The organism is Flavobacterium sp. (assembly GCF_013823965.1).
GTDB lineage: Bacteria > Bacteroidota > Bacteroidia > Flavobacteriales > Flavobacteriaceae > Flavobacterium.
The window spans coordinates 1-2,662 of sequence record NZ_PNNA01000024.1 but is presented as its reverse complement, the minus strand read 5'-3'; the positions used below and the strand labels follow the sequence as shown (position 1 = coordinate 2,662).

The 2,662-nt window shown below is 41.3% G+C and carries 1 protein-coding gene; it reads right to left on the bottom strand.

What is annotated here, in order from left to right; translation table 11 throughout:
- Window positions 1–64: 64 nt before the first annotated feature.
- The coding region (gcvP, locus tag C0430_RS02590) for an aminomethyl-transferring glycine dehydrogenase (protein WP_290865176.1) at window positions 65–2,662 on the bottom strand (2,598 nt) is incomplete at its 5' end.

Below are 2,662 nucleotides of genomic sequence, written 5' to 3'. Positions count from 1 at the left end.
AATGTCTGTCATTGTTTTGTTTAAAAAAAAATGTCCCGATTTCTCGAGACATTTCTGTTGTATATTAGTTTTCCATATAAGCTTCAATCGGAGCGCAACTGCAAACTAGATTTCGGTCGCCGTAAGCATCATCTGCTCTGCGAACGGTTGGCCAGAATTTGTTTTCCGCGATATAATCCAATGGGAAAGCGGCTTGTTCTCTGCTGTAAGGAAAATTCCAAACATCGGCAGTCAACATTCCTAAAGTATGTGGAGCATTTTTCAAGACGTTGTTTTTGTCTTCCAATGTCGAAGCTTCAATTTCTTTTCTGATGGAAATCATGGCATCGCAAAAACGGTCCAATTCTTCCAAGTTTTCACTCTCGGTTGGTTCAATCATCAAGGTTCCGGCCACGGGGAAAGAAACCGTTGGTGCGTGAAAACCATAATCCATCAAGCGTTTGGCGATATCGGTAACTTCGATTCCTTTTTGTTTGAAAGGACGGCATTCCAAAATCATTTCGTGAGCCGCACGACCCATTTCGCCGGAATATAAAGTGTCGTAATGACCGTTTAATTTTTCCTTGATATAATTGGCATTCAATATGGCATATCTTGTAGCGTCGGTTAGGCCTTCTGTTCCCAACATCGAAATATAGCCATAAGAAATCAAGCAAACCAGAGCCGAACCCCAAGGCGCTGCCGAAATCGCCGTGATGGCATTTGAACCGCCAGTTGCAATTATTGGATTTGTTGGTAAAAATGGAACTAATTGTTTGGCCACGCAAATTGGTCCAACACCTGGTCCTCCACCTCCGTGAGGAATGGCGAAAGTTTTGTGCAAATTCAAGTGACAAACGTCAGCTCCAATGGTTGCTGGATTGGTCAAACCAACTTGTGCATTCATGTTGGCGCCGTCCATATAAACTTGGCCGCCGTTATCGTGAATGATTTGTGTAATTTCTTTGATGGCGCTTTCAAAAACACCGTGAGTTGAAGGATATGTTACCATCAAACATGATAAATCGTCTTTGTGGGCGATGGCTTTTTCACGCAAATCTTCCACATCGATGTTTCCGTTTTCCAATGTTTTGGTAACAATAACTTTCATTCCCGCCATCGCTGCCGAAGCCGGATTGGTTCCGTGTGCCGATGAAGGAATCAAGGCTATGTTTCTATGGTGGTCGCCACGAGATTGGTGATAAGCACGAATGACCATAAGTCCTGCATATTCGCCTTGTGCGCCAGAATTGGGTTGCAAAGTGGTTCCTGCAAAACCGGTAATCACGTTTAATTGTTGTTCCAATTTGGACAACATTTCCTGATAACCTTGTGCTTGGTCCAATGGTGCAAAAGGGTGAATGTTGTTCCATTGAGGATTGCTCAAAGGCAACATTTCAGCTGCAGCATTCAATTTCATGGTGCAAGAACCCAACGAAATCATCGAATGATTCAAGGATAAATCTTTACGTTCCAACATTTTGATGTAACGCATCATCGCTGATTCCGAATGGAATTTATTGAAAATTTCGTGTTCCAAAAAGCTTGAAGTTCTTTCCAAATGGGAAGGAAAATGATTGGTTTCCGTCAAAACTTCAATTGTGCTGGCCTGGGCATTATTTGCGGAAGCGAAAATCGAAACAATTTTGTTGATATCGGTAATACTTGTTGTTTCATTCAAGGAAATAGAAACGGTATTTTCGTCAATATAATAGAAATTTACTTCGTTTTGTTCAGCGATTGCTTTTACTTTTTGGGCATCAGCTTTCACTACGATGGTGTCAAAGAAAGCGGTATTGGTTTGTTGTAAACCTAATTTTTCCAATTCATTGGATAAAGTCGCAGTCAAAGCGTGAATTTTATAGGCAATGTATTTCAAACCTTTTGGTCCGTGATAAACAGCGTACATTCCTGCCATAACAGACAATAAAACTTGTGCGGTACAAATGTTGGAAGTTGCTTTGTCGCGTTTGATGTGTTGTTCGCGAGTTTGCAAAGCCATACGAAGTGCACGATTTCCGTCAGTGTCGATTGTTACACCAATAATTCTTCCGGGCATGCTTCTTTTGTATTCGTCTTTTGTGGCAAAATAAGCGGCATGAGGTCCACCATAACCTAACGGAATTCCGAAACGTTGCGTGGTTCCAAGAACAACTGCAGCGCCCATTTCTCCTGGAGGAGTTAGTTTAGTTAAGCTTAAAATATCGGCGGCAACGGCTACTTTTATTTCATTTGAGGCTGCTTTGGCAATAAATTCAGAATAATCGTGTACTTGTCCAAATTTCCCTGGGTATTGAAGAATGGCTCCAAAAAATTCGGATGAAAAATCAAAAGTTTCGTGGTTTCCTATTACTAATTCAACTCCAATTGGTGTTGAACGGGTTTGCAAAACGGATAAAGTTTGTGGTAAAATTTCCTCTGAAACGAAGAATTTATTGATGTTGTTTTTCTTTTGGTCACGGGAACGAACGTCGAATAACAAAGCCATTGCTTCGGCAGCGGCAGTCCCTTCGTCCAATAAAGAGGCATTGGCAATTTCCATTCCGGTCAATTCGATAACCATAGTTTGAAAATTTAAAATTGCTTCCAAACGACCTTGTGCAATTTCGGCTTGATAAGGCGTGTAAGCCGTGTACCAACCCGGATTTTCAAAAATATTTCTTTGAATTACGGCAGGAACAAT